The following is a 25,436-nucleotide window of genomic DNA, read 5'->3' on the forward strand; positions in this document are numbered from 1 at the left end:
TATAGATTACAAGACATCTTTATTTCTCAATCATTTAGCTATAAGGACAATATGTTTTTCTAATATAATAAACTTGGTTCATTTCATACAAATTATAAATAAAGGGGGTTTTTTATAAAAACATCTAACAAATTCTATGTTATTCTCAAGCAAATTACATGTCTCTAAACTAGCGATTATAAAGGCAATCAAGATGGTAATAAAAAGAAGGTGCTAGAAATTGATGTATTCTATTGTGACTATTTCTGAAAGCCAATTAGCCTCCATTTATGAAAAACTTCATCAAAAAGCAGAGAACCATTATCATCTCTTTGATACATTTGATGAAGTAAGATTAGATATTATTATCCCCTTTTGAAATGCATGGACAAATGAAATATGGAAGGAGTGATCATGTTGCATAAAGAACAAGCTTATACATTTCTAAAACAAGTGTATCAAGATGTTATCTTAAATTTGAAATTATATAAAATATCAGATTATTTTAGTGACCAATATATGCAAGTTACAGATGGTACAGAGGTGAATATACAAGGGTTTCATACTCACATGGAAACTTTTAAAAGTATAGTAGACACACTGGAATTGTCACCTTTTTATGACTTTTTATTTGATGAAGAGAAGCAAACAGCAACGCTAAGATATGAGATTCATGTAAAGAAGAAAAATGGGAATAGTGGTGTCGTAGAAATCATAGCGATTTTTGAATTGAAAGATGGGAAAATTTTACGTTGTAATGAACTAACTCGTTCCTTACAACCTGATGATGAATTTAATACCATTGGAAAAATTAATATAAAAAAATAACACCTAAGTTTGCATGCATCATATGTTGCGAAGCCAAAACCTAAGCTCAGGTTTTGGCTTCGTTTGGCTAGTATACGGCTTATGTTCATCTTATTGAAGCAAATTTACTTCCTTCCATACCCACTAGCATGTCTCTCAATAAGAACTGACAGATGAGCAAAAATACCGCATGCTAACATTGCAAGCTTTTTATGCACTTTTAAATACCATCCATATTCTTATAACATCGTTGATACATCATTCATATAGTCCACGCTTTTTCAAATGCTCACGTAAACTACTGGCGCGACATTTTAACCGTTTTGCAATTTCCACATATCCCATTCCTGTATTCCGTAACTGAACCGTATCCTCACACAATTGATCCCATTTCCATTCTGCATTCTTTGCTCTCACATTTTCCTCCCCAGACAAATGCTTTCCTAACTGGTATACTTCTTTCCCCCATTTACAATTTGCAATGCAATGTTGATAAGAACCGAATAGATATTCACATCCACGGCAATGCTGTTCTTGTATATTTATAATTTGAATTCTCGTTTCTTTTGCATTCATCTTCCATTCTCCCCTATGTTTCTTTTTCCTTATGATAACAAAAGAAACATATTTTGTTTATGAAACTAATTCCGGCGCTAAAATAGCTTGTTTTACAATTTTCGACACAAATAACTCATAGAGCATCTTATTCTTTTTAATCCCCCTCCGCTGATTCAGAGGATAATCAATCGAAATAAGGAGTATACAGTGTATATGGAGTTGTATTCCACCTACGAAAAACACCTATTTTATTTAAAGGTATCTAAAACCTTTATAAACGGTTAGTAATCGATTTGTTCGTTTTGCTATTCAACTTAATTTAAAACGTCTTACAATAGGATATTAGCGCCACAAATGAACTGACAGCGAGAAAGTTTGGTCGTCACGACCAATTCATATGAATTATTGGTTGTAACGACAGGTGCTTTTTCTACAGGTACACACAATAAATTAGATGCATTGACTTGAGAAACGCCTACTACTTCTACAAAAGGAATCAAAACAATTCAGTCCATCTATCAACATAACCTATTTCTTCTCGTTTATTAAGTCCAATGCAATGAAACTACAGTATCAAAAATGTGCAATGCAATATTCCTTTTTATTATATAAATTGGACGCTAACATTTTGTCTGTTTTTTGGACAAAATAGAAATGCTATATGTTGAAGAATTTCTAGGCTTTATCATGCTAATTCGCTATGATAATAATTGAAAAAAGTAAAGTAAGAGTTATTTTTTGCATTCTAGGAAAGAACCTGCATGATAGGGGGGCTTTTTGTGTATGCGCGCGCAATAAAGGGGTTTATATATAATGCGGAGTAAAAAGAATGCACTTAAAGAATGGAAAGCGGATATCCAAGTGATGCGAGAAGAAAGGCGCTTGGAAAAGAAAGTGAGAAAAAAGAATAAAAAATATAGTATTCCTGGTCATACGGCTGATTTTATGAATGGACGGAACACCTATTATAAAAATCATGGCGTATGGAAGCAACACAATAAATAATACAAAGAAAACAGCACCCCAACGTTATATCTTTGCAAAATTAGAGATGTAATTTTGAACAATTTTGATCGTCTTTTCGGTTCTGTTGCAAAGTTTTCTAAGTGAAATTAAAATGTAAGAAAAAGGATGCGAGGAGCATGACGCATGAGATATTTTAAAGGAAAACAATTCAAGAAAGATATTATTTTGGTAGCCATCGGCTACTATTGTCGTTTTTCTTTAAGCTATCGTGATGTATCTGAAGTCTTGAAAGAGCGCGGAATATCAGTTCATCCAACAACAATCATGCGTTGGGTACATGAATATGGTAATCTTATGTATCAAATCTGGAAAAAGAAAAACAAAACTGCTCAATTATTATGGCATCTAGATGAAACCTATATCAAAGTCAAGGGGGAGTTGCGTTATCTTTATCGCGCGATTGATCAAGAAGGGCATACATTGGATATTCAACTTCGTAAAACAAGAGATCATCAAGCTGCCTATACGTTTATGAAAAGGTTAGCGAAAGCTTTTGGAGAACCGACGGTTCTCACAACAGACAAGGCGCCTGCTCTACTTTGTGCGTTCAAAAAACTGAAACATAACGGTTTTTATGTGCATACAAAACATTGCACCGTTAAGCATTTGAATAACCGCATCGAACAAGATCATAGACATATCAAGCGACGTTTTGCTAAATCCGCAGGATTTCAAAGTCTTCGTCAAGCTTCACGTACCTTGAAAGGAATCGAAACTATTCATGCGATATACAAACAAAAGAGAAGTCTTCCAGACTTCTCTTTTTCGACGTACAAGGAATTACAAGAGCTATTCAGAACTGCTTAAACTATAACTATATTTTGCAAACGAGTTTATATTTTTTTCAAACTTTGCAACAGAACCCTTTCATTATTGTTATACTCCTATTGATTTTTATATGGTGGTGTAAAAAAGAAATCATGAAATAAAAGTTCCGTGTAGATCTCCTCGCGTACTATTTTGGTAATGTAGAACCCGATTGTGTCATGTTTGGTTTTACATGAATGCGAATTTGACACGTAGTAAAATAGTGTTTTCCATTTTCCCAATTCTTCTCTATCGTTTTCCATTTTTTATAGTCTTTACGCTGATATGCATCTCCTATTTCGAGGACATCTAATTTATATTGTTTTTGTATACGCTGTATCGTACTTTGTAATTGTTTTTCCATTTCTTTCGATAGTAAGTTATTCAATTGCTGTAGTGAAAATTGATGCTGTAAAGAGGAATGAATCTCTGCCAATTTCCCGTCTACCATAACGTATATATCTACTTTAGGATGAGTTTGATTCGTAACATCTATTTTCATACGATGATGTACACGTTGAAATTCAAAAGTGATAAGTTGTTTCTGTTTTAAAACGGTAAAAATTCCTCTTATCTGCGAACCAGTCATGTAATTTAAGGAGGCTGTATCTTTTGCAGGTAAAATTGTAACGAAACGGTTATCTTTTCCGCTAAACAAAGCGGCCCCACTTAATGCTATTCCTTGTTTGGTTTGCAATAAAACTGGCAGTATAAAGCTTTTCTTGGCAAGAATCTTACTATGAATATCACCAATTCGTTTTTTCTCTACCATTTGTGCGTTTTTTTGTGTATGTTCTGATAACATTTCAACGTATTTGGCAGGTAAATACTCCGGACCTGCATTTTGCTTTAAAATATGTTCGGCGTTCCCCTTCGATACAAAGAGTCGAATATTTCTTCTCATTGCGTCGTCACGTGTGTACACATCTAAAATATGTTGTAACATATACGGTGTTTGTAAGAGTTTGTCAGAGAAAATAATGACTTGTATGTGTGGGAAAAATAAAGGTCGACTAATTTTTTTTGCAATCATGCGGAAATGAGCAAAAATACTTTCTCCTGTAGCACTTAAATTAATATAATTTTTTTGTGTAGATGTACCACGCTCTGAGGTACTAAGTGTATTGGGTAATACCATTTGATAGGTTCCTTTGATTCCCTCCCCTGGTGCTTGATCATAAGCGGCGCCAACAACAAATCCTAATTCTTCAATTTCTCTTCGTTCCGCACAAGCACACAATAGACAAAAAAGGAAAACTATAGAAATGAGTTTTAGACTACTTTTCATATACACTCCTTCTGTTAAGAATTGGTATGTATAGTAGCGTGTGTTGTTCGGATGAGAATTATGTAGGTAACAGAAATATTGCATACATCTTTTCTGTCAATCTTTGTTTGATAAGTATAAGTTTGAATTTTCTGTATTTTAGGTTATGATTAAAGTCAATCTCTATGATTATCTTTTTAAAGAACGGACTATGTAATCTGTTCTTTTTATTTTATGTTTCATTTTTATCCCTATTTTAAGAAAGAGGTGATTGGATTGAAAAAGGCGATTGTGGTTGGAGCTACTGGTGGCACGGGAGCGGCGATTACAGAAGAATTAGCAAAGCGAGGTATCCCTACTATTCTGTTTGGGAGATCCCTTCAGAAATTAGAACAACTTCGAATAAAAATTGGAAATCCCGAACATGTAACGATTGTAACAGGGGATGCGTTTTGTCAAGATGATATCGTAAAGGCGGCTGAGGACGCGGATGTTTTATTTCATTGTGCAAATGTTCCCTATCATGAAATGGAGAACAAATTAATTCCGTTAGGAGAATCGGTAATGGGGGCGGCGAATCAATTAGGAGTAAAAGTAGTTGTAGTCGATGGCATTTATCCTTATGGAAGAAGACAAAGTGATCGGGTTGCTGAGAATCATCCGAAACGACCACATACCAAGAAGGAGAAAACAAGACTGGCTTTTGAACAAATGTTACTTGAAAAGAGGTAGGGCAAGGTACCCGTGATGATTGTTCGTTTACCAGATTACTATGGACCCACCGCAAACGAAGCTTCTTACCTCGGTTCGACCCTCCAAGCAATTGCTTGTGGAAAGATGGCATTTTTTATTGGGAATATGCACGTCCCACGAGAATTTATTTACTTACCAGATGCAGCATTCATGATTACAGAGCTGGCTGTTCGGGACACAGCCTATGGGAGGGGCGAAAATTGGAATCTTCCAGGTGCGGGCCTTATTTCAGGTCAGGAAATTGTACGAATTGCACGTCAGGCTAGTGGGTACTCCAAACCTGTTATTCCGCTGGGCCGTATGGGACTATCGTTACTCGGAATGTTTATTCCCGTAATGAGAGAAATTGTAGAAATGTTATATTTAACAAAAGAGCCACTTACCTTAAGTGGCGACAAATACGAAAAATGGATTGGTCCTATACGTACCACATCCTTTCAACAAGGGATTTGGCATACCATACATGATTTGCAAAGAAAAAACGTATTGTCTCATACAACAGTGGAAAATCAGTAACAATGCAAAGGAAGTTTTTTCTTGCTACATGGATGAGATTGTATGTTTTTTATCGTTTTAGATGAATGAACTGGAAAGGACATCCACGTATGCTTCGCTCTTTTCGGTGGAAAAACAATGAGAAAAAACAGGAACTAATACTAGATAAGTAGTAAGCAATTTTAAATTTCTCAATGTCTTATATTTCATGCCATTCTTTTCTCACCAAATATAAGAAAAGAATGGCATGTTATTTTCTATTCGAGGAATCAATAGTGTGGAAATAAACGTACGTGCTGCGCTTGTTCTCTATCATGTCCGAAAAAAACCAATGTTGGGTGTATGTCTCGAATGACATCATGCATACATAGAATGGATTGTTTTGCCATTTTCTGATCAAATCCGAAAAAGGGAATGTCCTTTTCAAAATTTTCTTTCGTGTAAGCAACATCGATCGTTAAAAGGATGGGTCCAGATTTTTCTGTTGTAACCAGAATAGATTGATGTCCTGGAGAATGCCCAGGCGTAAAAAGGAGTTGTACACCTGGAAGCAACTCATGATCCCCTGTAACCATCTGATATTGTAAATCTGGTAGTCTACATTCTAATGGAGCATAATTTTCATTCCCGATTGCAGCCTCATATTCTGCTTGTTGGATGACAATGGAACTATGACGAAAATGTTTGTTTCCTCCAGAATGATCGACATGTAAATGAGAGTTAATAACAACTTGGATTTCTTCTGGCTGATACCCAACACGTTGGACTGCGTTCACGATGGAATCTTTCTCGAACATGTGAGGAACGACTCGATTTTCTCGATTCGTTCCTTTATAATATTTGGGATTGCTGATAAAAGTATCTGGCATTCCCGTATCAATTACAACTGGACCCTCTGTGTTTCTAGTAAAAAAGACCAGACAGGCATGCGAAGTAATTTGCCTGGTGGTAACGTTAGATTCACGGCGGATTGATCTAGAAAACATGATCCTACAGATAAAAAATGCAATTTTTTCACAGTCATGGTATGTCCCTCCTCACGTTTATTTTCTCCCCATTTAACGGAGTATTCGCATGTTATACCGTTCACACACAGTGTGTATTTACAGCGGGATGCGTTTTTTCTTCTAAACAATAGATTGGACAGAAAAACAGCTACAAAGAAATTCTCTTCTCAAGGTTTTCCTTCTGTAAACAAACATTATCATTCGCCGTCCTTTTTCACATTCCCTGCTGGAGTGAATTTTTTATGAAAGCATTTCGATTCGTAATAAAAGGGGTTGTAGAAAGGATGATTTACAGTAGCACATTAGGAACGCTGTCTATGGAGAGGCAAGCCACCGGTATTTTATAGCATCTCTTGTTGAGAAATATGAAGAGAGGCTGATAAGAAGCCTAAATTCATTGTATACTACGCGAGTACGTATAAAACAAATAGGAGTGATAATTTTGAAACGTAAGGTAGGTGTAGTTTTTACTGCGTTATTAACGGGGACCATACTGTTTGTAGTATCACATACATCAGCACATGCAGATACGGTATCTCAACCTTATCAAGTTGCTATCCCAAGCAAAGACAATACAAAGCCGACAATCATTGGATTTGATAGTCAAATAGCGTTCGAATCCTATTTAAAAGAACATCCCATTGCGCCAGCTTTTCCAAAATTATTACAATCTTCTTCCCAAATTTATTCTACTTTTTATCATGATACTAACTTGAAGGGGGCAAAATTTAATGCGAATGCAGGTAGAAATCCCATACTGATAACGAACTTTAGTGCAAGTAGTAATGATCAGGTGTCTTCCGTATGGACACATAAATTCGGTAATTATACAACCCTTTATGAGCATAAGAATGCACAAGGTCGTGCGTTAGCTATAGCGAATAATGGTACTAGTGTCGATTTAACAGATTATAGTATGGGAGATGGCGAAAGAACATGGAATGATCAAGCGTCATCAGTAGTTGTAAAAGCAAACTAATGAAATCCCTTCGTTCTATGTATCTATCATACATGTAGAACTTTCTCAATATTCGTCGATGTGGGTGTGTGTTAAGATGCAAGTGAATGTGAATTCCTTTCCGTTGTCTGTAAGTTTAGGTACAAAGAAGAGACGCTTTCATACAGATTGCGGTTTTTCTTTTTTGTCCATTCATTATAGATTTTGAAGATGAAACGATAAGAAGATTATACATAGGAAGAGATTTTGGATTCGTACTTTAATATTTTTAAATGTAGAAGGACTAGGCACCATTTTATAAAACCTTGTATAGCGAAAGGGACGTGCATCTTAATGGGGGTAGTGGCAGGGTTCTGGCTATGAACCGCAAAGTAAATGAATAAAGTACTAAAATCAGTTACCAAAAACCATAATTTTTGTAACTTGTTCAATCTTTATTAGGATTCTCGATTTAAATAGGTTAAGTCGTTACCAAAAATCATTCCCAAAATGATTACCACAAACATTTTCCAAAAGTGCACCGTGCACTTTTTATCCTTCTGGTAATTCAATTAAACTAGTAATTATTGTAATAAATGTAGATTTCCCAATACCGGATGTTCCTGTACCAACAATCATAATGTTGTATTCTTTATTTAAAACTTACTTTACGGTCTATGACAGCAACCCTGTCATTACCCCTAAAAGGGATGCAAACGATTCAAGCTCTATATAAACAGAGACGAAGTCTTTCATCAGACTCCGTCTTTTCGGCATACAATGCGTTACAGGAATTATTCAAATCTGCTTAAACTACAATAGGATTTTGTATGCAGGTCTATGTTTTCTCAAACTTGGCAACAGAACCCTATATACTTATAGAGTTACTTCATGATTTACATATTAATTTCCATTGGAGAACGTTTCTTATCTGATTCTGTTTCGCCAGATGGTTCAGAAAGTGTTGTACATTCTTGAAACGCAAATTGTTTACAGCCCTTACATGTGGATAGCTCTAATTCTTGTAGTGCAAAGTTTAATGCTAATCCTGTACGCGTGAAAAAGTGTTGCTCTCCAATCCTTTCGTATAACCCTGTTTGATAGAATATGTCTTTCGGTTGATGCTGGATACCTGAAATCAAAAGGGTTCCTTGTTTTTCAATTATTTTTTTTCGAATGTCTTCTACTGCAGACTCTGCCGAAGTATCCATAAAAGAAACGTTTCCCATACGTAGAAGAAGGATGTGAGTGTTAGATTGTAAGGATGCTTCTATAGATGTTTCGAATTCTTTTATGGTACCAAAGAATAAGGGACCTTCTACGTTGAAGATACCGATTTGCGGACAATTTTTCCCATTTTCAACGATTTCTGACTTGACATAGGAATCTACTGGATCTGGCAACGCTTTTCGAACACGTAAGGATTTGCTCATTTTTCCAATGAATAAAAGAAACGCAAGAAGTAGTCCCACGCTTACGCCAGTTGTAAGATCTGTGAAAACAGTTACTAGGAATGTCAATACAAGGACCAGCGTGTCCCCCGTTTTTGTTTTTAGAATATGAATAAACTCATCCTGCTCACTCATATTCCAAGCAACAACCATTAAAATCGGTGCCATACTAGCCAGTGGAATATGAAAAGCAAGCGGAGACAGAAATACTAACACCAATAATACTACTATTCCATGTATCATGCCTGATACTGGCGAAGTCGCTCCATTTTTAATATTTGTTGCAGTTCGAGCGATGGCACCGGTCGCAGGAATGCCGCCAAATAAGGATGTCACCATATTCGCAATTCCTTGTCCCACCAGTTCTTTATTACTATTATGTTTGCTGTTTGCCATGTTATCTGCCACCATAGCAGACAACAATGATTCAATCCCACCTAATGCTGCAATAATACAAGCTGCTGGAAGTAACATAAGGACAGTATCCCATGTAAATTCAGGCATTTGAAAGTCTGGTAGCTGATGTGGAATATCGCCGTATGTAGTCCCAATCGTTTCGATTTGATTCGGAAATAATAGAGTTGCGATCAAACTTGAAATGACCAAGCCTAATAATGCGCCTGGAATTCGAGGTAACCATTTTGTAGCTGCGATCACAATTCCTAAGCAAAGAAAAGCGGTAAGGATACTATATGGATTCAATTCTGCGATATTTGTTCCAATTTCTTTCATATTATAAAAAAAGGTTTCTTGCTTTTCCAGGTGATGAAGCCCTAAAAAATTTGCAATCTGTCCAGAGAAAATAATGACAGCAATCCCCGTTGTAAAACCAATCATGACAGGTCGCGGAATAAAGGTGATAAACCTTCCTAGTTTGCAAACACCCATGATAATAAGTAACATTCCTGCCATAAAACCAGCAATTAATAAGTTTTCATAGCCATATTGCATCACAATACCGAGTAAAATCGGTACAAATGCACCTGTGGGTCCCGCAATCTGATATTTTGAACCACCAAATATGGATACGAAAATTCCTGCGATAATCGTCGTATAAATACCATATTCAGGTCGTACCCCACAAGCGATGGCAAAGGCCATCGCAAGCGGAATCGCTACAATCCCGACAACCAATCCTGCCAGCATATCTTTTTGTAAGTTAGCAAGGTTATATCCAGCATATCTGCCTGAAAATCTCATCATTTTCCTCCTCTTCCTGCATGTATTTAAGGACTTGTTGTATGTGCGTAGGAATATCCCTCTATAACGACTTCTAAATGACCTGTTTGGGGGTGAATGACAAGTCCATGAACAGGTACAGAAGGTGGTAATAAAGGATGTTGGCGTATCATTTCTACACTATGTTGAACACTTTCCTGTACGTTTCGGAAACCGGTTAACCATGTAGATAGATCAATGCCTGCATGTTGTAATGTACGAATGCAAGTGGAATCAATGCCTTGCTGTTTTACCTTTTCTAATAGCGGCTCAGCTTGCAAACCCGCCATACCACAATCTTCATGACCAATCACACAAATTTCCTCTACTTGTAATTCATAAATGCCCAGTATGATACTCCGCATCATACTACCAAAAGGATGGGAAATCACAGCGCCTGCGTTCTTTATGACTTTGGCATCCCCATTTTGTAAGCCCAATGCCTGTGGTAATAATGTTAACAATCTGGTATCCATACACGTCACAATCAATAATTTTTTATTTGGAAATTTGGTTGTAGCAAAAGGTTCGTACTCTTGTTTTTGTACAAACGTTTCATTATGTGTCAATATATTTTCTAGCAATGTCACTTGGTAACGCCTCCCTTAAATGTCACTTGCCAATTTTATAGATTGGTAAGCTTTGAATATGAATTCGGATGTGATCTTATATTTAGTCTAGAGAGGATGAAATTTGGTGTCAACAACCTAAAACATGAGAAATAAAATCTTATATTCTGTATGTTTCATACAAAATCTGAGATTTTATTTTTTTGATTCTTGTCTACATGTCATGTTAAGGACATAAATAGGAAAAATAACAAACACCTCCTTAGGTTAAAATAAGTATCATAAAATCACCATTTATCTACGTTATTTCGACTTTAAACGGTTCTACACAGGGAGATGTTGTTTCTGATTCGTAATATGCATAAGTTGAGAAATGTAGATAGAACCTTGTATGTCATATGAAATTTATTTATGATGTAACTAAAGTGTTGTTAATAAAATATTTAAGTCGCATGTGATTGAGAGTGTAATCCCTCCATATGGTCGATTCACGGGGAAACAGAAAAGAATGGAAGGTGAATCACTCATAATGATAGATGTTTTAAAAAAATGGAATTGTTACGAGGGAGACAAAGTGAGAACATGGATGTTTGTTAGGAACAATCCATTTCATATATTGAGGAGGAAATAGAATGAACAAAACCGTAAAATATGCACTTCGATTTTTAGCTGTACCTATTGCAGCAGGCGCACTTCTGTTGAGTACAGCGGCACCGCAGCATGTACAAGCAGCTAGTGAACCATCTCTACAAACACAAAGAAATGAAGTGGGAACATTAGAAATTACATTGACAGCCATGGAATGGAAATATGATCATAGTGAGCCTGGGGGATTTAAGTATTATCCTGGAAACAATCTAGCAGATGTAGAATTTACAATCTATAATAAAAAGGACAATACAATCTATGCAAAGAAACGAACAGATAAAAATGGAAATGTTTCGTTTCAACTCCCTTTGAATCTTGTTTTTTCCTGTAAACAAACATCCGTATATCCAGAAATAAATGGGGGAAGATATGTACCGGAGACAAGAACGTTTTCTGGATCTTTTAAAACAAACGGAGAAATCTATCAGCATACTGTGTATAATATGTTCACATTATATTAAAAAATAAAACCCTTTGAAAAACGATTTCAGTTTTTCAAAGGGTTTTAACGTACTAGCGATTATGTAAATATTTTAGTATGAGTTTACCTATGAACTCCAAATTTGCTGTACCCATTCAGGATGATCAATAAATGGGTTCCGATTCTGTTGATACTTTGTATAAATAAGCTCATTACGCCTTCGTTCAAAATTATCCACGGGATCTTGTTCATGTTATTGTAGTAAGACCGATATTCGTCCCATATAAGGAGACGTATTGTTGTTCACTCTATCATTTAGTTCTAGATCAATTTCTCCATTGTCCCCTTCATACCGAACAGTCATATAAAATAACATGCTAGCAATATCTCCCTTTACACCATCATGAGGTTTCCAAGAATCACTATCATATTTACACTCTGTTGCTTCTAAATGAGGAGTGCCCCATTATCAAAATCTAAATTACCACGTGAACTGTTTACAGATACATCGAATGCATTAAATTCACGATAGCGGAGTTAAAGACGCCGTAGCAACCTTTTCACTCATCCACACATAAAGCGATTAAATCCTTTGCTTGGTACTTACTCAGTTTCTGAACAAAACCAACATTTCTAGCAAGATCTTGTAAGGCATTTGGAGATAAAAATCTTTGAATATCTTGAGCAAATAGTTGTAATTCATCAGATATAGAAATAGACATATAAAAACGCCATCCTTTCCTATGTTTCTACAAAAAGAATAGCGTATTTTTTCTTGTTAGGGGGTATTTTTTTGTTAGCTTGATAGCAATGGGGTGGAACCAAAAATTAATAAAACATATTCTATTATTGCTTCACCGCTTGGGCTACAAGTGCTGCGTATGCTTGTGCCCCTAATTTGGTTAAATGCACACCATCAGGTGCAAAGTAGTCTCTCTTTCCAGCACTTGCTGTATACCAATCAACTAGAGTTACATTCGGATATTCAGATGCCGTTATTTTCAGTCTCTCATTCACGATTGATTCCCACGGACGTGGTACTCTCGTATTAATAAATATGATTTTACGTTCGTTTCCAATTAATTTTATTAATGAAACAAGTTGCTCCGTAGTAAAGGCTCCATTTGTACCTAATCCAATAATGACATAGTTTCCTAAGTTCCCTTCGTTTTTTAACTGTTCAACTTCCGGAATCGCTTTTGACAGCTGGCGACCAATTTGCGCATCAATCCTAATATCAGGAAAAGTATTTTTTAAATACGGAGTAATATCAATCATAACAGAATCGCCTATCGCAGTAACTGTGAGTGAATTTTTAGGTTGCTCAGAACTTACTTCTTTTGATTCCCCTTGTTTTTGAGGCGTCTCTTGATTTTGCGCCGATTGTGTTTGTGCTGCCGCCTCCTTATCTTGTTGAGAATGTTCCTTAGACTTACTAGGGGTCACACGACCGAAAAAAGAAAATTGTACGTTAAGGAATATTTTTACATAAAAAGACGATTCTTTTCTATATTAAAGAGTCGTCTTTTCATCTTTTTTCAATTCTCTTAATTTCCGATATAACGCAGCTTGACGTACACCCGTGATAGCATAAATTTCTTTAATCGTTTTCTTCGTTTGTTGGCGTAATTCAATCGCATGGTTCATCCCTGCATGTTGTTCCGTATATTTTTTTATTCTCCCATGATATACTCCTTTTTGTTTTGCAAGTTTGATTCTAGCAATTTGTTTTTCCTTAATCATTTCTCGGTCTAACTCACTAAAGGCTGACATAACTGTTAAAAAGAATTTTCCTGTTGGAGTTCTTGTATCAATTCCTAAATTTAAAACAGCAAAGTGTATGCCTTTTTTATGAAGATGTTCAATAAATTGTAGTAATTGAATTGTATTCCGTCCTAGTCGGTCCATTCTTGTTACAACGAGGGTATCTCCTTTTATTAGGCGTTTGTGTAATAATGGAACAAAAACGGCAATAGGAATCCAAACCCTTTAAAATTTTACCAATATAAATCTAACTCATCACAATACGTGTCTGCTTCAATAAAACAATTTCTCCAATCAGCAGTATTTGCAATCTCACAGATAATATCTTCAACCTGTTTTGTTAAATCATAAATATCTTTGTAGGGAACGAAAAATACATATTCGTTAGATGAATTCATTTCCATATTAAAATCATATCGAAGATATTGCTCCACCTCTTTTCGTACCTTGCTTTTTCCCCTAACAAATTTATTATTATTTTCTATTCTAAGCCACATTCTAATTTTGGCTATTTTTTCTTTTCCAATAGGATGTACCTTATCTCTTATCCCCTTTTCTTTTATGTATCGATATAAAGTAGCTTGACTAATTCCAGACATAGCAACTATTTCACTAATACTATATTCTTTAGAGGCATATAGATTTAACGCTTTTTCAATGTATTTTTCTTTTACCTTCGGGCGGCCACCTTTTCTTCCCCTAGCTCTAGCACTTTCCAATCCTTCCTTCGTCCGTTGGACGATTAGATCTCGTTCAAACTGGCTAAATGCTTGGAAAACAGTTAACATGAGTTTTCCCTGTGGTGTTTGTGTATCAAAATTTTCTTTTAAACTAATGAGCTTTACACCTTTTTGTTCAAAATACTCAACGAGTTCAATTAAATCCTTGGTACTTCTTCCTAATCTTGAAAAGCTTTCTACAATTAAAGTATCACCGGTTCGAATCTTATCTTTTAATCTCATTAATTCAGGTCTATCTTTTTTTGTTCCAGATATTTTTTCGGTAAGAATTTCCGTACATTTACAAGTTTTTAATAAATCTAATTGACGAATCAAATCTTGTTGTTGAGTACTGACCCTGACATAGCCGTATATATGATTTTGCATGAAACATAACCTCCTCATGAAGTTAATTTTATCAAAAAGGTGCATTAATGTTAATTTGTTTTTGGTAATACTTTTGATAACGAGTTTACCTAGTTTTTTATCTTATCATTTATCAAAAAATATAATTATCAAAAACCATCGTTTTTGACATAGTGTATATGTTTATTGTTTCTCCAAAAATAGTAATACATGATAAACCTAAGAAAACACATAAGAATAATGTAGTAATATCGTAAACTATATGATAGAATATGTATGAAAAAGAGTAAAGAAAAAGCTCATTCTTTTACAAGAAATGAGCTTTCCTTTTTCAAGCTAAACATTGTGAATGGCTTCAATCTTTATTAGGGAAAAGATTGAAAGAAAAATTTAGCATAATTATATTTTGTCATGAGTGTAAAATAAAGTAAATTGATAATATTTATTTTAAATATTACGAATTCACTTTACACTTTCACAATGAGTAATCTAAAAATCCCACTGCCTAATTAGGCAGTGGGATTTTTAATTGATTTTGCAGATACTATAATATAAGGCCTCACCATACCATTTCGGGAATAAACTATTTATCAACTTATGTAATCTAGTTTATACATTTCATTTGTTATATATTTAGTGCGTAACTAAATTTTTAGTTTACGAAAAAGGAATACATTTGGAGAGGGGAATTTTATGAAGGGGAATACGTTTATTTTTTTTATGATAACATTATTAGTCGGAATTATCGGTTTGTTGTTTACGCCAGTTGTACATGCTGAAACAGAAACATCATTTCAACCAAATGATTTCTCTACGTATGGATTGGGTTTAAAAGATACTAAAATGAAAGAAGATATACCTGATTATACACCATCTATTTCTTATCTCACAAAACAAGAAGCAACCAAACAAAAACAACAGGGAATTCAAAATCCAAATATTCTTCCCAATCGCATCGATTTACGTGAATATTTTCCAGAAGTACGAAGTCAAGGGAAGTTTGGTACATGTGTCCCATTTGCTACAACTGCTTTAAGAGAATACTATATTGCAAAAGATGCAGGAGCACGTGGAACAGACATTACGTATTTATCGCCCTCTTATATTTATTATCCAAGTGGACCAAAGGATGGTATGTATTTCGAATCCGCCTTTCAAATTTTAAAACAAGAAGGCGTACCTCCAGAAACAGAACGCTTGTATGATTTAAATCCAGAAAATACAAACCAATTTAAAGAACCCCTTACAGCTCTACAGCAAAAAAATGCAGTGCCTTATAAAATTAGTTCCTATCAAGCTATACGTCAAGCAAATATGCTTGCTGATATAAAGCAAGCAGTAGCCAATCAAGACCCTGTTTTAGTGGGAATACATGTATACCCCAACTTTGATGCAACTCCTACATCCGGAATTGTACCACCTGTTACAGAAAAGAAGTCCAGAGGGGGACACGCTCTTGTTGTAGTGGGGTATGATGAAACAAACCAATGGTTCATTGTAAGAAATAGCTGGGGGACAAAATTTGGTGACCACGGATATGCATATATGCATTATCAGACATTATTAGACATGTCAAATAGTGTAGCATACGTGATTAAACCTTCACAAAAACAATATCCACCATTTGGTGTGCAGATGGCAGCGACAGATATAAATTCTTCTGAAATCAAATTTAATATAGCAGCGAAAAATGCGACTGCATACGATTTGTATAAAAATAACCAAAAAATCCAGACCTTTACGGCATCTACTATTACAGATTTAAATATCCTGCCTGAGCAATCTTATATGTATCATGTGGTAGCAAAAAATATGATGGGAGAAACTCGCAGTTATCCTTTGTCTATTTCAATTCCACCTATCATACCAATTAAACAGGCGAGTTGATATTAATCATGAAGGATAAAGTAAGAGCTACTTTTTGTGATTTTAATGGAAGTCCATTACTTGTTGTAATGGACTCTTTCATTATGATGTGAGAGAATTAGACTAGATTGGTAAAAAATAATAAAAAAAGAACGGTTCTATTGGCATAGTCCGTCCTTCGAGAAGGAAATAATGACAGTTATTCTTCTTAATTATACCTAATAAAACAGAAGATTCAATCTATTATACGTTGAGAAAATATTCATCTTCTGAAATAAGGCGGTTGTTATGAATAAAGGTGATGCAATTTTAAGGTTGTTATCAGAAATCAAGTTGGAACTTAAAGAAGTAAAAGAACAAATGGAGAAAATGCAAACAAAGTTAGATACATTCGAACAACAAAATCAGGTGAAGAACAAAATAGAGCGAAAGAAGCCAAAAACAAAACCTGATAAACAAGATAAGCGAGATTGGAAATACCCAGCTAAGCTGAAATGAAAATTGTACAGAAAAAGTGAGGTGATAGGTATATGAATAGAAAAGAATTTGAGGATACCTTACAAAATTTTTCTTTTTAGCTAGTCGTGGAAGAAAAGCATCCACAATTAAACGATATGTCTATGATATTGAGGACTTTGGAAGATGGCTGCAAACCTCGAATCGTTTTCAAGGAAAGAACGTATGGAACAAGCTAGATAAAGAGGATTTTGAAGCCTATTTTCAGGAGCTCATATACAAACGAAAGGATGGAGAGAGAACCATTCATCGTATTGCAGTCGTGTGAAAGAAATTGTATCAGTTCTTGGATATTCCAAGTCCTATTGTAGAAATGCAGGGAATCACTCCACCGAATCGGGCCCTACGGAAGGAGGACTTTATTACGAAGGAAGAAGAGAAAAAGCTGAAAAACATTCTTACTTCTTCTGAAGGATTGTCAGAAGAACAACTTTCCATTCGACCGCTTCTCCTAGATCGAAATGTATCCATCCTATCACTTCTTTTGGATTATGGGCTCACACTACAAGAACTCGTATCGTTACAGATGCAACAGGTGCACTTTGGAAAAACAGGATTACTGTTTTACATAACAAAGGGAAAGAGAGAAGGATCATGTTAAAGGAAGAGGATAAAATATGTTTATTTACGTACTATAAAACGATACCTGAACTAGTTCGTCCTAGATATCACAGTACAGATTCGTTATTGGTTACATTTGATTTTAAACGAGAGACATTTCGTTGGGTGTATGACAATGATGCTCCGAAAGCACTAACAGCCATTGCTGTACAAAAGATGATTCGATTAGAAGTAGCCAGAGCGCAACTGAGAAAAGGAATTTCAGCACAGCACTTACGGAATACCTATATTCTACGCTGTCTAGAAAGAAACATGTCTACAGAGGAAGTCATAAAAAAAACTGGATTCCTTTCTCATTTATCAGTAAAGCGTTATGTAGAATATGCAAATCAATATTCACATGGAGAATAATTTGAAAAGAAACAATTTCTATGACATACTAAAATAATATAAGTTTACCTTTAAAAATGTAACGATTGAACCGCTCGCGGTGGAGAAAGAATAGTCGTCATCACTATTTTTTCTTATATACAAAAATATCGAAAATTCCAATATTTTCAATCTAATACTTTTATATAGGAATCTGCTGAAAAAAGAATCGTAGAACAGGAAGCATACGAAAAGCTCCCTGACTTGTTATACAAATCAGGGAGCAAAAGGTAGTACAGTATATCGGTTACGCTAATTATAACATAACTGGATTCATTCGATCTAAGTTTTCTGAATATTCTATTTATTTTTCAGTATTAGTTCTTCAGGTTCAGATGGTCCTAAAGAATCATCTAACCTTGTTACAAAGTGTACGGTACACTTTACTTGTCTAAAATATGGCGTATTTCCGACAGTTCCATATTCGTAAACTTCGCAATATCTTCGATATCCATGCCATTTTTATGCATGCCTCGAATAAGTTGGATTTTCCCTTTTTCTATACCCTCTTGAAGCCCTTCTTCTTTCCCTACTTGTTTTCCTTTTTCCATACCTTCTTCTATACCAACCTCACGTGCATGTGCTAATTTCGCTTGTTCATCAAATAACACTTTTTCCCGTGCTTCATATGCGAGACGGAAAGAGCTACTCTGACTCATATTTTCCCATTTGTGGATTGCCTTCTGTAACATTGGATCTTGTTTCATGGCTATATCCTCCAACGTGTGGGTTAAATGTTCATCTTCATGCGCTGGTAGTAAAAGTAACCAACGAGCGAATTCATTTTCCCACGGATTAATTTTTTCTTCTCTCCATTGCTGTAGCAATTTCGGAATTTCAATGAAATGGATTTCCAAATCTTCGAGTAACACTTCCTTGTGTTGTTGACTCCAAAATTGTCCGACTGTATGCATATCATCATATTGAGGAAAGAGATCAAAATCTAATAGATTAATCGCAATCGTTTTTCGTAAAGAACGATAAGGCATTCCTTGCTCTAATTGAGATGTATACAATTTACTCCAATAATACAGGGAACGTTTTACAATCTCTTGTGTATTTCGTAACTGGATTTCTACATTTACCTTGGTCTCATCTTGAAGTGTAGCTAATATATCTAGTATGGATAATTTATCTTCTTCATATTCTTTATGTAAATGTGGGTCTTCAATTTTTAAGGATACAATCGATGTAGATAAGGAATCATGCAAGATTGCATTTAAAAAAGAAATCAGTAATTCCTCTTGTCCTTGTACACCAAATAATTGCTTAAAAGCAAAATCAATTCGTAAATTCACTAAAGGTTGATTCATAAAGAGAGTCACCTTTCTTATTGTAGATTCTATATGTCTATTGTATCGAAAAAAGGAGAAAAGAAGCAACCCTTATTGTTTGTATATTTTTATTTAATAAACAGTTTGGTACGTGAAATTATAATTCATTCCGGAAGTAGACCCCTATTCTTTATTTTTATACCTTTCTCCTTAAATATCCTTATCAGGGGATATGCTACGCTTTCGTCTTATTACATATTAAATTTCGTGGTGTCACTTCTTTTTGTTATCATTTAAACTGAATTCATTTTTTAGATTCTACACAACATGATATTCTTTCTCATCTACTTATACATATATTTTTTGCAATTTATTAGTAAATAGATATATTTCAGTAGTGAATAACTTATTTCATATAGTAATTTTGCGATAAAAAGTAAAATAAAAATGAGGGTAGAGACCTTAGCACGAAAGAAGTAGCTGAAATTTTGAATGTTGCACCATCTACTATCTTTACATACATCAAATCTGGAAAATTACCCGCGACAATGGGTGAAAAACATGGAAAACAAGTCTATCTTATCGATGAAGAAGAGCTAGAGATTTTTATGCTTGATTATGAAAAAACTAAAACAAAAGAACGAAAAACATTCATTACGAAGATTCAACAAGAAGAGATATATTTATATCAATTGTTAACAAATCAACATACTGGAAAAACAGCAAGGGTAATAGAGATGAACGGTGCATATGGAGGTTTCTTACAGATGATGAGGGAATATTCCTTCTATCCACTTATAAGGAACATGATTACTTCTTTGAACCTTTCATTACAAAAGCGGTAATTACAAAACGAGGGTATGTATCTTTTTTATTTAAAAAACCTTAGGTACTTCATCAGATACTATCAAATTGGAAATTAAGCCTTTCGTATTACAAGTAGATCCACTGCAATTTCAAGAAGAGGTTAAATACTTACATTCTCATATGAAATCTGGCACGATACTTCCTTATGTAGAGGGTATTTACTTTAAAAGTAATGTAGTAGAGCCATTAACTTTTCATGCAGATCATGAATTCAAGCAAAGAGTCGTACAAATGGCAGCAAATGCGGGGATAGGGCAAGAAGAGTTTCTCTTGCAAGTTGCTCAATCCTATGTGCAACAACGAAAACAAATAGACAAGGCATGCCTGTTGAACAATCAAACCATTCTAAGAGAAGAATGACTCTGCAAGATTTTGATTCTTTTGAAGAACCTTATTCGTTTGAATCCATATCCAACAAATCCATTTCTTTGGAAATTAATAGGTAGATTTTCTTTTTTAATGTAGGAAGGACTGAAAGATGAGGGAATAAACGTGTAGAGCCATCCCGTAGCGCGCTCCCTTTTTTACATTTCTATAAAGATAATTACATCTTTCGAACATTTTCATCAGATTACAGAAAATATTGTAGATTTTCTTTTTTGTATAAAAAAGAAAGTTACAGGAATAAACAGAGTATTTCACGTATATCTTAAAATGGTGATAACAACCCAAAACATTCCATTTACACAAAAAATATAGTTTATAATACCAATAAAACATATAAAGCTCTGAGTTTTTTCACCGTCTCGAAAAGAGAGTATGCTATATCAAATCCATTTTTATAGGGGGGTATTTTATGAATTCATTACAAGAACAATCCATTATTCCTTATAATGTACTGGTAAGCCCGCCAAGGGGCACTGCAGGGAGTCAATTTGGTGATTTTGAGGACCTTATTACTTCCCTAAAAGAAGCATGGGTGGAATTTCAAAAAACAGGTAGTGACAAATTATTAACAACGGTTCTACAGAACGGATTCTCAGCAGCGAGTGGGGGAAGCTTCAATTATCTAGCAGTTTTACAAGCTGGTATAGGAATATTAGGAACAGTTTTAGGCGCTGAAATTCCTGGCGTTGCTGTTGCAGCACCAATTCTCAGCATGGTGATTGGTTGGTTGTGGCCACACAGTAGTAAAGATGATACTCAACAATTGATTAATTTGATTGATGCAGAAATTCAAAAACAGTTGAATCAAGCCTTATCTAATCAGGATAAAAATAATTGGCAGGGGTATTTGAATGCTATTTTTACATTAGCGAGCGAGGCAGCGGACACCGTAGTCGATGCGCAGTTTACTGGCGTACAAGGAGATCAAGACAGACAACCAAGACAACCAAGCACTTCAGATTATGTAAATGTTTATAATGAACTTGTTGCGGCTAATTCCGCTTTTATTATCGCCCTAAGTCAAATGGTCAATGGAAATTTTGACACGCTTGCGATACCTTTCTTTGTTATAGGAGCAACTGTACAATTATCAACGTATCAATCTTTTATCCAGTTTGCAAATAAATGGATTAATGTAGTGTACCCAGATCAAACACAAGGTGATGGGCTTACACAAAAACAAAATCTAGTTAGAATAAAAGGAATCATGCGGACAGCTATTCATGACAACACACAAAAAGTGTTTGATGCTTTTAAATCGGGGATGCCTTCATTAGGATCTGATAAAGCTTCGATCAATGCCTACAATGTATATATTCGAGGAATGTTGTTAAACGGCTTAGATATGGTTGCAACATGGCCTTCCATGTATCCTGATGATTATACTTCTCAAACAGAATTAGAACAAACACGTGTTATTTTTTCAGATCTAGTAGGGCAAGATCAATCTCGTAATGGAAATGTAACGATTCGAAATATTCTCGACAATACAACTAGCTATCAACATGGGACAATAGATTTTAACTCTATTTTTTATTTCCCTGATGAATTACAGAAGGTGCAAACCAGAGTCTATAGTTATAATCACGGTTCCTATTGTGGTGATTGTTACTGCTGGCCATATGGAGTTATTCTAAACTATCCAAGTAACACGTATAGATATGGTGATAATGATCCAGGTACCTCAGGTGATCATTGGCAAAACGCTCCTATAACAAACATTAATGCTGCAACTCAACATACGACATATGTTGATGGGGAGAACATGTGGGGAGATGTTAGTAGTTTTTCAGGTTGTAATCTACCTGGATACTGTTCTGGAGACTGCTCACCAGGAGGCAGTTGTCCGAGTAATAATGGCTATTTTCAAAGTTGTAATAGTCAGCTACCAAATCAAAAAATAAATGCGCTATACCCTTTTACACAAACAAATGTGTCGGGAGCATCTGGGAAATTAGGAGTAATGGCGAGTTTCGTTCCCTATGGTCTAAGTCCAAACAATGTTTTTGGTACAATCGATCCTGATACACTAAATATCGTTGGAAAAGGGTTTCCGGCAGAAAAGGGATTTCTTACGAATGGGAACCGTCCTGTAGTGGTAAGAGAATGGGTGAATGGTGCGAATGCTGTAAACCTTACTCCGGGAAATACTTTGTTGATAACAGCAACAAACTTAACAGCGGGAAAATATAAAGTTCGTGTACGTTATGCAAACGCTGGTACAACTACTGCATCTTTAACGCAAAGTGTAGTAGCAAATGGTGGCCAGATTCAAGGTGGTGGATGGGGATTTAAAAGTACTACAGATGCCAATATACAAGCAAACTTCCCAAATCAAGTATATGTATCGGGACAACAAGGAAATTATGTAGTCCAAGACATCTCATGGCCTACAGGTGGCGGATCTGGTGATCCTCTTACTTTACCTTCAGGAAATGTGGTAGTAGCACTTACCTTACAGCCACAGGAAACAAACACACAAGTATTTATCGATCGGATTGAGTTGGTTCCTGTTAGTCAACCTACTCAGTCATCCGATAATATTATAAATTATACAATTACAAGTCCGCTTTGGGCTTACTGGAATGAATCCGGGGTAGGACCAGATAATTTTCCAACAATCTGGACAGCTAGCTCTGGTGAAAATGGGGTTTCTGCTAGCATTAATGCAACAAACCTTGATAACAATGTAACTTTTATTGCTATGAATGGAGATGATTGGTCTTCGGCAGTTCCAATGCAAGATGCAACTGGGGATTATTCGATAAGTAATGGGGATTATATTTTAAAACCTTATGGAGACCAGCCGTTCACCGTAATAAAAATAGGTAGCTATTCTTCAAACTACGTTACACGAGGAACGATTACTGGTACAGTGAATATACCTCAAAACTAATATGTTCCATTATTAATTAGTAGAGCCAAAGAAATAGTATGTCCTATTAAAGATCTAAAGGAGTGATTATATGATGATAAATACAGATCAAATAACATCCGCTGTTAAATTCCCTTTCAACAATTTGGCACAAACACGTGTGATGACACAAAGTCTTTTTTCGACCGATAATCCGAATCAACTAGCTCCCGGTGTGACCGATTACTGGATTGATTATGTGCATCAACAAGTTCAATCTCTACCAAATAGTTATGCAATAGAAAAACGGGAATTAAATACACAAGTGAATCAGGCAAAACGTCTGAGTAAATCACAAAATGTATTGCGCAGTGGGAGTTTTACAGGTGAAGGGTGGCAACTTGGACGCAAGGTGTTCATCTCATCAGGAGACTCACAATACGCGGGGCAGCAACTGGTGTTACCTCCTTCTTCCCTTGTATATCCATCTTATGCCTATCAGACTGTACCGGAATCAGTATTAAAACCGTATACACGTTATTATCTATCCGTTTTTGTCTTACAAGCGGATTCTCTACAAATTATGGCTTCCCGCTATGGAAATGAAGTCAATCAAGTCGTGAATGTAGCCTATTCTACGTCTCTGCCAACTTCTGTAGAAGGTGTTAACAGTAGTCCAAACTTCTTTCAATATCCAATTGATGTAGGTGCATTACATCCAGAAGCGAATATAGGCATTACAGTTGGTTTTACCGTACCGTCGAATGGATTCGCAAAAATAAGTCAAGTTTCCTTGACAGAGGGACGCCCACTAACTGCGGCAGAAATAAGAAAAGCACAAAACCAAGAGGAACAATGGCTACAACCCTATTTGGCGCAACAGGCACAAATCACTGCGGGTTTACAGCAGGCTACAAATCAATTAAATGCCATGTACGATTCATCCAATTGGAGCGGAACGATCGGACCAAACGTAAGTTATACCGATATAGAGAACTTAACAGCACTTCAAAACAGTGCTCCTCAAGAAGGATCTATGCCAGGTATACCAATGCAAGATCGATATGCACAACAAAAAGCAGCAATCTATCAAGCCGCTCTTCGCGCTTGGAATCAACTACAAGCACGGAATATTGTTCAAAATGGTTTGTTTCTTCAACAAGCACAAAACTGGAATATAGCCGGTACAGTGAGTTTCCCACAAGACAGTAATCGGAAACCTGTCTTGACATTATCGAATTGGGATAGCACAGTTACTCAAATCATTACCTTACCAAGTGAGGGCGGCAACACAGAGTATCGTGTTCGCGTTCGTGCCAAAGGACAAGGAACGATTTCCATTGTGCCACCAGGAAATCAAAGACATATGTTATTCTTCACCCAACCTACTTTTATGACCCAAGAATTCTATTTCTATCCAGATGCGAATACGAGCCAAGTGGATTTGATTATTCAATCAGAGGGTGCAGAGTTTACGGTAGATTGGGTAGAAGTACAAGAAATGATATATGAAGAAATCACACCACATAGTGTTTCAGGTGGAGATACAGTAATAAATACCATTGGGGTTGCTACTCCACTCGCACAACCAGGAGCATCTATAATGGCATCACATTCACAAATCAAGCTGTCGACAAATCAACCTGCTAGTAATTGTCAGTGCAAGCCAACAAGTCATGCACCTTTCAGCTGTCAATGTAATCAAAAATAAGGATGTCGGTTCGCTAAACGCTATTCATGAGAATGTATCAGAACGTAAAAGAAAGAGACAGAACCTAGGAGTACCTTCTCTCAACCTAGATTTTGTCTCTTTTTTATGGCGTTACAACACACATATGCAATCATACAATATAGAATTATCCCAAAATGTATAACGAATGCTTTCATTTT

Annotated in this window: 15 protein-coding genes and 10 pseudogenes; 14 read left to right on the forward strand and 11 right to left on the reverse strand. The window is 35.6% G+C overall.

The window, feature by feature from the left end:
• The first annotated feature begins 393 nt into the window (after nt 1–393).
• A complete protein-coding gene (locus tag F3I02_RS03205) occupies nt 394–807 on the forward strand; it encodes a nuclear transport factor 2 family protein (protein ID WP_196477584.1) in 414 nt (137 codons plus the stop codon).
• 237 nt (nt 808–1,044) lie between these two features.
• On the opposite strand, the gene F3I02_RS03210 is transcribed toward F3I02_RS03205, so the two are convergent.
• Nucleotides 1,045–1,362, reverse strand: coding sequence for a hypothetical protein (locus F3I02_RS03210; protein WP_065486709.1), 318 nt, complete (start codon nt 1,360–1,362; stop codon nt 1,045–1,047).
• A 795-nt stretch (nt 1,363–2,157) separates the two neighbouring features.
• Between F3I02_RS03210 and F3I02_RS03215 the strand changes: the two genes are divergently transcribed.
• Together F3I02_RS03215 and F3I02_RS03220 are read left to right on the forward strand one after the other, a co-directional pair.
• Nucleotides 2,158–2,349 (forward strand): hypothetical protein, encoded by a 192-nt coding sequence (locus F3I02_RS03215; RefSeq protein WP_196477585.1) that lies wholly within the window; start codon nt 2,158–2,160, stop codon nt 2,347–2,349.
• Nucleotides 2,350–2,493: 144 nt separating this feature from the next.
• Nucleotides 2,494–3,177: an IS6 family transposase gene (locus tag F3I02_RS03220; protein ID WP_196477586.1), complete on the forward strand. Its 684-nt coding sequence runs from the start codon at nt 2,494–2,496 to the stop codon at nt 3,175–3,177.
• 148 nt (nt 3,178–3,325) lie between these two features.
• On the opposite strand, the gene F3I02_RS03225 is transcribed toward F3I02_RS03220, so the two are convergent.
• On the reverse strand, nt 3,326–4,465 hold the full coding sequence (locus tag F3I02_RS03225; RefSeq protein WP_196477587.1) for a Ger(x)C family spore germination protein: 1,140 nt from the start codon (nt 4,463–4,465) through the stop codon (nt 3,326–3,328).
• Between the two features lie 213 nt (nt 4,466–4,678).
• Between F3I02_RS03225 and F3I02_RS03230 the strand changes: the two are divergent.
• Nucleotides 4,679–5,713, forward strand: a pseudogene (locus F3I02_RS03230) (SDR family NAD(P)-dependent oxidoreductase).
• Between the two features lie 248 nt (nt 5,714–5,961).
• Here the strand turns inward: F3I02_RS03230 and aiiA are convergent.
• Nucleotides 5,962–6,716 (reverse strand): annotated as a pseudogene (gene aiiA / locus F3I02_RS03235) (quorum-quenching N-acyl homoserine lactonase AiiA).
• Between the two features lie 416 nt (nt 6,717–7,132).
• On the opposite strand from aiiA, the gene F3I02_RS03240 reads away from it, so the two are divergent.
• Both F3I02_RS03240 and F3I02_RS35090 read left to right on the forward strand, forming a co-directional pair.
• The gene (locus F3I02_RS03240) at nt 7,133–7,678 is read left to right on the forward strand and encodes a hypothetical protein (RefSeq protein WP_308018386.1); all 546 of its coding nucleotides are present in this window, start codon (nt 7,133–7,135) and stop codon (nt 7,676–7,678) included.
• A 650-nt stretch (nt 7,679–8,328) separates the two neighbouring features.
• Nucleotides 8,329–8,448: pseudogene (locus F3I02_RS35090) on the forward strand (IS6 family transposase); the annotation flags it as partial.
• An 84-nt stretch (nt 8,449–8,532) separates the two neighbouring features.
• Here F3I02_RS35090 and F3I02_RS03245 read toward each other — a convergent pair.
• Both F3I02_RS03245 and F3I02_RS03250 read right to left on the reverse strand, forming a co-directional pair.
• On the reverse strand, nt 8,533–10,287 hold the full coding sequence (locus tag F3I02_RS03245) for a SulP family inorganic anion transporter (RefSeq protein ID WP_196477589.1): 1,755 nt from the start codon (nt 10,285–10,287) through the stop codon (nt 8,533–8,535).
• 26 nt (nt 10,288–10,313) lie between these two features.
• Nucleotides 10,314–10,895 (reverse strand): beta-class carbonic anhydrase, encoded by a 582-nt coding sequence (locus F3I02_RS03250; RefSeq protein ID WP_196477590.1) that lies wholly within the window; start codon nt 10,893–10,895, stop codon nt 10,314–10,316.
• Between the two features lie 611 nt (nt 10,896–11,506).
• Between F3I02_RS03250 and F3I02_RS03255 the strand changes: the two genes are divergently transcribed.
• On the forward strand, nt 11,507–11,983 hold the full coding sequence (locus F3I02_RS03255; RefSeq protein WP_196477591.1) for a SpaA isopeptide-forming pilin-related protein: 477 nt from the start codon (nt 11,507–11,509) through the stop codon (nt 11,981–11,983).
• 87 nt (nt 11,984–12,070) lie between these two features.
• Here F3I02_RS03255 and F3I02_RS03260 read toward each other — a convergent pair.
• The 5 genes and pseudogenes from F3I02_RS03260 to F3I02_RS03280 form a co-directional block, all read right to left on the reverse strand.
• Nucleotides 12,071–12,459, reverse strand: a pseudogene (locus tag F3I02_RS03260) (endonuclease); the annotation flags it as partial.
• Nucleotides 12,460–12,469: 10 nt separating this feature from the next.
• Nucleotides 12,470–12,665, reverse strand: a pseudogene (locus F3I02_RS03265) (IS4 family transposase); the annotation flags it as partial.
• Between the two features lie 124 nt (nt 12,666–12,789).
• Nucleotides 12,790–13,380 (reverse strand): annotated as a pseudogene (locus F3I02_RS03270) (SGNH/GDSL hydrolase family protein); the annotation flags it as partial.
• Nucleotides 13,381–13,455: 75 nt separating this feature from the next.
• Nucleotides 13,456–13,887 (reverse strand): annotated as a pseudogene (locus F3I02_RS03275) (recombinase family protein); the annotation flags it as partial.
• Nucleotides 13,888–13,940: 53 nt separating this feature from the next.
• Nucleotides 13,941–14,813, reverse strand: a complete 873-nt coding sequence (locus F3I02_RS03280; RefSeq protein WP_196477593.1) for a recombinase family protein — start codon at nt 14,811–14,813, stop codon at nt 13,941–13,943.
• Nucleotides 14,814–15,485: 672 nt separating this feature from the next.
• Between F3I02_RS03280 and F3I02_RS03285 the strand changes: the two genes are divergently transcribed.
• The 3 genes and pseudogenes from F3I02_RS03285 (at nt 15,486) to F3I02_RS03295 (ending at nt 18,146) form a co-directional block, all read left to right on the forward strand.
• Complete coding sequence (locus F3I02_RS03285; RefSeq protein WP_196477594.1) at nt 15,486–16,679, forward strand: C1 family peptidase; 1,194 nt, start codon at nt 15,486–15,488, stop codon at nt 16,677–16,679.
• A 267-nt stretch (nt 16,680–16,946) separates the two neighbouring features.
• A complete protein-coding gene (locus F3I02_RS03290; RefSeq protein WP_196477595.1) occupies nt 16,947–17,156 on the forward strand; it encodes a hypothetical protein in 210 nt (69 codons plus the stop codon).
• Nucleotides 17,157–17,188: 32 nt separating this feature from the next.
• Nucleotides 17,189–18,146 (forward strand): annotated as a pseudogene (locus F3I02_RS03295) (tyrosine-type recombinase/integrase).
• A 401-nt stretch (nt 18,147–18,547) separates the two neighbouring features.
• On the opposite strand, the gene F3I02_RS03300 reads toward F3I02_RS03295, so the two are convergent.
• Nucleotides 18,548–19,477, reverse strand: a complete 930-nt coding sequence (locus F3I02_RS03300) for an Rpn family recombination-promoting nuclease/putative transposase (RefSeq protein WP_196477596.1) — start codon at nt 19,475–19,477, stop codon at nt 18,548–18,550.
• Between the two features lie 416 nt (nt 19,478–19,893).
• Between F3I02_RS03300 and F3I02_RS34815 the strand changes: the two are divergent.
• The 4 genes and pseudogenes from F3I02_RS34815 to F3I02_RS03315 all read left to right on the forward strand — a co-directional run.
• Nucleotides 19,894–20,324: pseudogene (locus F3I02_RS34815) on the forward strand (helix-turn-helix domain-containing protein); the annotation flags it as partial.
• 5 nt (nt 20,325–20,329) lie between these two features.
• Nucleotides 20,330–20,665, forward strand: a pseudogene (locus F3I02_RS34820) (hypothetical protein); the annotation flags it as partial.
• 436 nt (nt 20,666–21,101) lie between these two features.
• The gene (locus F3I02_RS03310; RefSeq protein ID WP_196477597.1) at nt 21,102–23,588 is read left to right on the forward strand and encodes an insecticidal delta-endotoxin Cry8Ea1 family protein; all 2,487 of its coding nucleotides are present in this window, start codon (nt 21,102–21,104) and stop codon (nt 23,586–23,588) included.
• A 70-nt stretch (nt 23,589–23,658) separates the two neighbouring features.
• Nucleotides 23,659–25,257: a hypothetical protein gene (locus F3I02_RS03315; RefSeq protein WP_196477598.1), complete on the forward strand. Its 1,599-nt coding sequence runs from the start codon at nt 23,659–23,661 to the stop codon at nt 25,255–25,257.
• Nucleotides 25,258–25,436 lie beyond the last annotated feature (179 nt).

Origin of the sequence: Bacillus sp. SRB3LM, assembly GCF_015712745.1 — a bacterium.
Taxonomy (GTDB): Bacteria; Bacillota; Bacilli; order Bacillales; family Bacillaceae_G; genus Bacillus_A; species Bacillus_A thuringiensis_K.